Raw genomic sequence first — 7300 nt, 5'->3', positions numbered from 1 at the left:
CAAAAGTTAGATTTTTTCTGTCTAACTTTTGGGGTGCAGTTCATTACTCAAGTCCTTTTTTGTATTTACATAAATTGGGCGATAAAGACTACAATGATGATAATTGGGATGATGAAGCGAAGAAGGAAGAGCCAGACTTGGAAAAGTCCTTGTTTCCAAGGTGTTTCATCAAGATGGAGTTCCTCCATAGCAAGAGCTTTTTTAAAGATATAGCCTGTAAAAAGAGACAAGCAGAGGGCGCCGAATGGCATGAGGAGGTTGGAAACCAAGAAATCCATAGCATCAAAGAAGGTCTTTCCAAAGATATGCACATCAGCCATCACACCATAGGATAGGGCCGAAGGGATACCAAAGATAAAGGTCAAGATACCTAAAATAAGACTCCATTTATTACGTTTTTCGTTATCTTGGTCAGTGATATTTCCAACATTAATTTCCAGCATAACGACAGAAGAAGTGACCGTCGCAAAGAGGAAGAGCAAGAGAAAGAGAATATAGAAAATACTTCCAAAAGGCATCTTGTCAAAGAGTTGGGGTAGAACGATAAAGAGGAGACTAGGACCACCTTCAGACTGAATATTGAAGGCTGACATAGCTGGGAAAATAGCCAGTCCTGCCATGATCGATACAGAAATGTTCATGGCAACGATAGACATACCTGATTGGACCAGATTGGTTTTCTTATCTAGGTAAGAAGCATAGGTCAACATGGCAGTAACACCGAGAGATAAAGCGAAGAACGACTGTCCTAGAGCATAAAGGAAACCAGCACTTGTCAGTTTTGAAAAGTCAGGTTTGAGGAAGTAAACCACACCTTCCATGGCATTTGGCAAGCTGAGAGAGCGCCCGATAATAATGACAAAGATAATAAATAGCAGGGGCATCATGACCTTAGATGCTCTTTCAATCCCTTTTTGAACTCCCTTAGATACAATAAAGATGTTTAGGAAGATAAAAAGAGCTTGAGACCCAAGGGCAATCCAAGGATTTGAAATGATGTCTGTAAAGAGCTGGGCATAATCATTGCTAATCCCAACTTGGAAGACTTTAGCAATAGCGATACCTAGATAAACTAAAACCCATCCCCCAATAACACTGTAAAAGGATAAGAGGATGAAAAGGGCAAAGGCACCGATCCAACCGATAAAATTGTAGTTCTTGTTATCGCCCAATTTTCCAAAGGTTTTGATTGCTGACACGCCCGCACTTCGACCGAGGGCAAATTCAGCCAAGAGAAGTGGAAATCCAATCAATAGTGTCGAGACGAGAAAGACCAGCAAGAAACCTCCCCCACCATTGGCAACGGTCATATAAGGAAACTTCCAAACAGCTCCAAGACCAATAGCAGAACCAGCAGATGCAAGGATAAAGCCCAGTTTTGAGCCCCATTGCGATTTTTCAGACATTGTTAAACTCCAATCTAGTTTTCTAAATAAGAAAAGGCTACTTGAGTTGTCAAATAGCCTTCTCTCAATGGCTCTTTATGAGCTTATTCTTTGATTGATAGACTTGATTATCCTATCATGATTTTTCAAGTCTGTCAAGAAAGCGATTTTCATGTTTTTATAAAAAATATGATAAAATACTTGACTCTCCTCAAAGGGGAGGGTATATACTATTTATGTGAGGAGGAAATCATGTACCATATCAAAGAAGCTGCGCAACTTTCAGGTGTCTCCGTCAAGACCCTCTACCATTATGACAAGATTGGACTTTTGGTTCCATTAAAGTCAGAAAATGGCTATCGGACCTATAGTCAGGATGATTTGGAACGACTTCAGGTCATTCTTTATTACAAGTATCTAGGCTTTTCTTTAGAAAAAATAGCAGAGCTATTGAAGGAAGAAAAGACGGACTTGTTACCACATTTAACTAGACAGTTGGACTATTTAACCCAGGAGAGGCAACATCTGGATACCTTGATTTCAACCTTACAAAAAACCATTCAAGAACAAAAAGGAGAAAGAAAAATGACTATTGAGGAAAAATTCACTGGATTTAGCTACCAGGACAATCAAAAATACCACCAAGAAGCAGTAGACAAGTATGGCCAAGAAGTCATGGATCAAGCACTTGAGCGTCAAAAAGGACGAGAGGATGAGGCTGCAACAGCCTTTAATCAAGTCTTTCAAGTCATGGCACAAAATCTACAAGCTGGTCTACCGACAACAGCATCAGAAAACCAAGAGGAAGCAGCCAAGCTTTTGCAAGCCATCCGTACTTATGGATTTGACTGCTCTATCGAGGTCTTTGGTCATATCGGAAAAGGCTATGTCTATAATCCAGAGTTCAAGGAAAACATTGATAAGTTTGGACAGGGAACAGCCCAGTACACATCAGATGTCATTGCTCACTATGTTCGAGCTCAGACAAAATAAAAGTCGGCGGAGTGATCTCTGCCGATTTACTGTTATTTGAGTTGGTAAGACCAGTCCTCCCCATCCTTGTAGTAAAAGAATTCACTGAGATCTTCTTCAAGAAAAACACGAAGCATGTCAGACATATCCTCAGTAGCTAATTTTAGATGAGATAGATTTTCAAAATCCTCCCACCAGACTTTTCCTTCGTCTGAAGATTGGAGCTCACCAGTAAAGTGTTCTGTTTTGTAAAAGAGGACAACATAGCGATAATCTGCATCATCATACCAGTCTTTGATACCACAGAGTTGGTGTTTAGAAATGGTTAGACCAGTTTCTTCTTTCACTTCACGAATGACAGCATCGACAAAGGATTCGCCACGTTCAACATGGCCACCAGGAAAAGTAATGCCAGTATTATAGTGGATTGAACTCAGAATAGTACGCTATGGATTCTAAAACATTTTTAGAAATTAATTTGACTTTCCTAAACTCTTTGTTCATATCTTATTTCAATCCACTATAGTAGAATTTTTTAAATTTAATTCAAATTTTATATTTTGTTAATCAAGTCGATGTGATGGAATCCATTTATTTAATTCTTCAACTAATTTATATACATAAGTTACAGGACATTGTGTTGCGGATGAAGGCATTAATTCACTTTCATAATCTTTGGATAAATTTTTGGCATTTTTTAGAGCTGTATGTTGATAGGGTTTTAAAATTCTGTAAATGTTAGGATCGTTCTTTTTATAAGAATCCGGAAAACCTTCTTGTTTTTTAGATTTAAAGATATCATTTAATTTTTTGATGTATTGATCACGAACAATCTGAGAATTTAAAAATTCAAAATGTAGAATATACCAAAGCTCAAAAGATTCATTGCTATAAGCAATTCCGAAGTTATTGTTTTGAGCCAATTGCACTGCACTATTAAAATTATGTTTTGGAAAACTATCTTTATCAAATACACACCAGACTTGATCATAATTATTTCTTTTTGATTCCTCAATGGCATATTCTACCAGCCTTATAGTATTATCTCCAATTCCTCTTGATTCTATTGTTATATTTGTTACTTCAAATTGATCAAAATAATTTGGTTCAGTTCTTTCTCCCTCGCATACAATCAAAATTATAGGCAATTGTTCTTTTTTACCAGTTTTGTTATCTCTTGAAAATTTCGGCTTTACCATAACAAATCAATCTCCCAAAATAGTTTTGAAAATTTTATGAACCATATCATTTCTAACGTAAGGAATAGCTCCATACTTACCTTTTAAATAGTTTTTCGCATATCTTTCATCACTACGAACAACGGAACCATTAAATTTATATTCTGACAGAGCAGTCAAATGACTAATTTCAAGTTCATCTTTTTCTACAAACCAGATTTGGTCCCTTCTTAATAATTCCTGATCAAGAATATTTGAATTATGGCTCGTAATAATTAATTGTGAGTTAGTATTCTCAATATTGTTAAAGAGTTCAATTAAATATTTAGTAACCAGAGGATGTAACAATGCATCTGCTTCATCAATTACTAAAATACCTCCTTTTTCTAATACGTTAATAATTGGTCCAGCTAAACTTAAGAATACTCGAGTTCCACTAGATTCAAACCCTTCTACATCAAATAGCTTATTATCGACAATCATTCCTTCTGAATCATAGATATTATGCTTTGATAAAAGGCGAGTCGCTTCGTCTCGTGCTTCTTCAACAATCTCTTTTGGTATTTCTACATTAGAGTCACCAAAAGGTTCTATTTTAAACTTGTGTTGCTTGATATCCAAATCAGTAATATTGAAATCAGCAACTTTCAGTAAATCTAGAACTTTTGATTTATAGCTATCATTTTCTTTAATTATATTTTTAGTAAATTTAGCATTTTTTCCATCGCCAGATAAAAAAATAATATTTTCTGTAAGATATTCAATAATATCTTCTGCTATTTTCGTATTTGTTACAGAAAGAACAGTTAAAAATAACGAATTAGAGTTTGTTAGGCCAAACTTTAAATTTAACTCTTCTTCAGTCTTAAAGATATCAGAGGAGTAGTCTAGAATCTTATCTGAATTTCTTATAAAAATTAGGTTATCATCTATAATTAGACTTTCTGAAGTTACATCTCCTTGAAAAAGAGAAAAACTATATGTTACAATTTGTTTTTTCATAAGAAAGGAAATTTCAAATTCTGTAGGATTATCTTTGCTTGCGTTATCTAAAGAAAAAGTCAAATTTTTAAAATTTCGTTTACCTTCTTGAGAGTCTAACATCGAACGTCGAAGAAACGAAGTAATAAATCCTAAAGCGTGCAATAAATTAGTCTTTCCACTAGCATTTGCTCCAAAAATACTAGCAGATTTTAATAAATGGAAATCTGCCTCAATTTCAATTCGGTTATTTAATAATTCCTGTAATTTTTCTGAAGAGACCATACTGAATGTCACTTCATTTTTGAAAGATGTAAAATTCTTTGCTTTAAATTCTATTAGCATAATTCAACCTCCGAGATTTTTTCTCGCTATTATAGTAACATTTTTTTTAAAAAAATAGTAGTATTCTATAAGATTAATTCGAAATTTATTCTGTAATAGTTTTTAAGCTATGTTTGCCAATTTTATGTATTGTTATCAATGAAAGAAGCTATGATTTTTTAAAAATTTATAGCACTTCCCACCAGGAAAAGTAATGCCAGGCCAGTTAGGACTAACTCGGTCTTGAACTAGGACCTTGTCCCCATTTTTAATCAAGCACATGTTGACAAATTCAACTGATTCTCTTCTGCTCATATTATTTTTCCTATTTCGTTAGTAATTTTTCCACCACGTTTAACTTTCGCATGGTCAGATCAACGCCGAACAGCTTTTCAAGATAGTTGGTATTAAGTTTTTTTCGTTTTGCAGTTCTAGGGAGATAGAGGTAAAGACAATGGTTGCCGATACAAATTTCTTCTTCACCATAGTCACTATCCAATTTTTCTAATGGTAGACTTTGGATATCATTTTGAAAAAGGATCACATGTATTCGGTCAAAAAGATAGTGTTTTCCAAATGGGTTTTCTTGGACAATTTTTGCAAAATCATTTTTGTTCTTGATTACCATTTTTAAGTCAGCACCAATTTTTTCCTTTATTAGAGTGTGAACCTGTTCTCGTATTTCTTCCAGAGATAAGTCACTTTCAAGAATGATATTCCCACTTTGAATATAGGTTCGAACGTGTTGAAAATCAGCCTCTATCAAGATATCTACTAGATAAGACATTTTAGGGATAGCATTTTTTCCATTAGGAGTAACTCCCCTTAGTAAGATAATATGTTCCAAAGTAGTTCCTTTCTTATCTAACATCCTTAGATACTAAATTATTTATAGATTAAGTTTGAGCCTGCCACCCAGCCAGTACAGAGGGCAGAAGTGATGTTAAAGCCACCCGTGTGGGCGTTGATATCTAGGACCTCTCCTGCAAAGTGAAGGCCAGGAACCAGTTTGCTTTCCAGCGTTTTAGGATTGATTTCCTTGAGACTAACACCTCCTTTGGTAACAAAGGATTTAGCCAAGGACATTTTTCCTGTCACAGGGATTTTGAGTGCCTTGATAGACTGGAGAAGTTGATCGCGTTCTCTTTCAGTTAGTTGTTTGACTTTTTCAGGATATCCTTGGACAAAAAATTCTGCCAAGCGTTCAGGGAGTATAGCTTTTAAGGCATTTTTCAAGGATTTTTCACGGTTCTCTTCTAAAAAGTCAACTAAGTCACCTTCTGAAAGTTGTGGCAAGACATCTAGAGAGAGAATTTCCCCACCCTTGACAAAGCTAGACATGCGTAGCACAGCAGGACCTGACAAACCAAAGTGGGTAAAGAGTAGGTCATGAGTGATGACATGCTTGCCATAGCTTAGGGTCACATCGTCTAGGGAAATCCCCTGCAAGGCCTTATGCGGGAAATCAGTCAACAATGGACTTTCAGCAGCCTCAAGCTCGGTAATGGTGTGTTTGAAATGGCGAGCAATCTCATGACCAAAACCAGTAGAGCCAGTAGAAGGATAGGATTTTCCACCTGTTGTGACAATGAGTTTATCACAAGTGAAGGTTTGATCTGTAGACTTAAGGACAAACTGGTCGTCTATCTTTTTAACTGAAACAATTTCTGTTTGAGTAGCAATTTGCCCACCTAGCTCCATGATTTTCTTTTCCAGTGCTTCGATAATGGTCCGCGATTTGTCACTGGCTGGAAAGACGCGGCCATGGTCTTCGACCTTGAGTTTTACACCATTTTCAGTAAAAAAGTTGATGATATCATGGTTATCAAACTGGGAGAAGACACTGTATAGAAAGCGGCCATTTCCAGGGATGCCAGCTAATAGGTCATCTAGAGTTCCATTGTTGGTCACGTTGCAGCGCCCACCACCAGTACCAGCTAATTTTTTTCCGAGTTTTCGATTTTTTTCGATGAGAAGGGTTTTCTGCCCATAAAAGCTACTTGAAATCGTAGCCATCATACCAGCCGGGCCTCCCCCGATTACAATAGTGTCAAAATATTTCATAAAAGTATTGTACCATAAAAAAGACGGAGGGACAGAAATCGGTAGATCAAGTTTTGCATGATAGTACCTAGTCCCGTGAATCTTTATCAAACCCGTGGCTTCTTCAAACTTATGTATTGACAAGATGAAATTGTCAGTACAAAAGTCTACTCAGCTACAGTAGAAAAGATAATTGCTGATAAAAATTGAGGTCGGGACATTGAATCCCGACCTCTGTCTTATATAAATTAGTCAATTTCATATCCCATGAGGAGTCCACCTTCTTCTGCATAAAAACTGCAGAGTCCAGAGGTTGGGATAATCTTGATTTCAGCTTGTGGGAATTTTTCACGTAAGAGCTCTGAGAGCTGTTGGCAGAATTTATCATTACTGCGGTGAGCCATGACGATACGTCCA

The 7300-nt window shown here is 36.4% G+C and carries 7 protein-coding genes and 2 pseudogenes; 1 reads left to right on the top strand and 8 read right to left on the bottom strand.

Annotated elements, in window-relative coordinates:
* Positions 1-65: 65 nt before the first annotated feature.
* Entirely contained in the window at positions 66-1406 is a 1341-nt protein-coding gene (locus tag ADH31_RS02410; protein ID WP_049508824.1) for a sodium-dependent transporter, read from the bottom strand.
* 231 nt (positions 1407-1637) lie between these two features.
* Between ADH31_RS02410 and ADH31_RS02405 the strand changes: the two genes are divergently transcribed.
* Positions 1638-2378 carry a MerR family transcriptional regulator gene (locus tag ADH31_RS02405; RefSeq protein WP_049508822.1) on the top strand — a complete coding sequence of 247 codons (741 nt, stop codon included), beginning with the start codon at positions 1638-1640 and terminating at the stop codon, positions 2376-2378.
* 32 nt (positions 2379-2410) lie between these two features.
* Here the strand turns inward: ADH31_RS02405 and ADH31_RS02400 are convergent, their stop codons facing one another.
* From ADH31_RS02400 to ADH31_RS02375, 7 genes and pseudogenes are all read right to left on the bottom strand, one after another.
* On the bottom strand, positions 2411-2797 hold the full coding sequence (locus ADH31_RS02400; RefSeq protein ID WP_049508819.1) for an 8-oxo-dGTP diphosphatase: 387 nt from the start codon (positions 2795-2797) through the stop codon (positions 2411-2413).
* Between the two features lie 123 nt (positions 2798-2920).
* Positions 2921-3556, bottom strand: coding sequence for an RloB family protein (locus ADH31_RS02395; RefSeq protein ID WP_049508817.1), 636 nt, complete (start codon positions 3554-3556; stop codon positions 2921-2923).
* Positions 3557-3562: 6 nt separating this feature from the next.
* Positions 3563-4861 carry an AAA family ATPase gene (locus tag ADH31_RS02390; RefSeq protein ID WP_049508815.1) on the bottom strand — a complete coding sequence of 433 codons (1299 nt, stop codon included), beginning with the start codon at positions 4859-4861 and terminating at the stop codon, positions 3563-3565.
* 177 nt (positions 4862-5038) lie between these two features.
* Positions 5039-5155 (bottom strand): annotated as a pseudogene (locus tag ADH31_RS09685) (DNA mismatch repair protein MutT); the annotation flags it as partial.
* 10 nt (positions 5156-5165) lie between these two features.
* Positions 5166-5687: a DUF1697 domain-containing protein gene (locus tag ADH31_RS02385; protein ID WP_049508826.1), complete on the bottom strand. Its 522-nt coding sequence runs from the start codon at positions 5685-5687 to the stop codon at positions 5166-5168.
* Positions 5688-5725: 38 nt separating this feature from the next.
* A complete protein-coding gene (locus ADH31_RS02380) occupies positions 5726-6904 on the bottom strand; it encodes an NAD(P)/FAD-dependent oxidoreductase (protein ID WP_049508813.1) in 1179 nt (392 codons plus the stop codon).
* 227 nt (positions 6905-7131) lie between these two features.
* Positions 7132-7300 (bottom strand): annotated as a pseudogene (locus tag ADH31_RS02375) (DegV family protein); the annotation flags it as partial.

This window comes from Streptococcus pseudopneumoniae, from assembly GCF_001072375.1.
Classification (GTDB): Bacteria; Bacillota; Bacilli; order Lactobacillales; family Streptococcaceae; genus Streptococcus; species Streptococcus pseudopneumoniae_L.
This window is presented reverse-complemented; position numbering and strand designations above follow the sequence as displayed.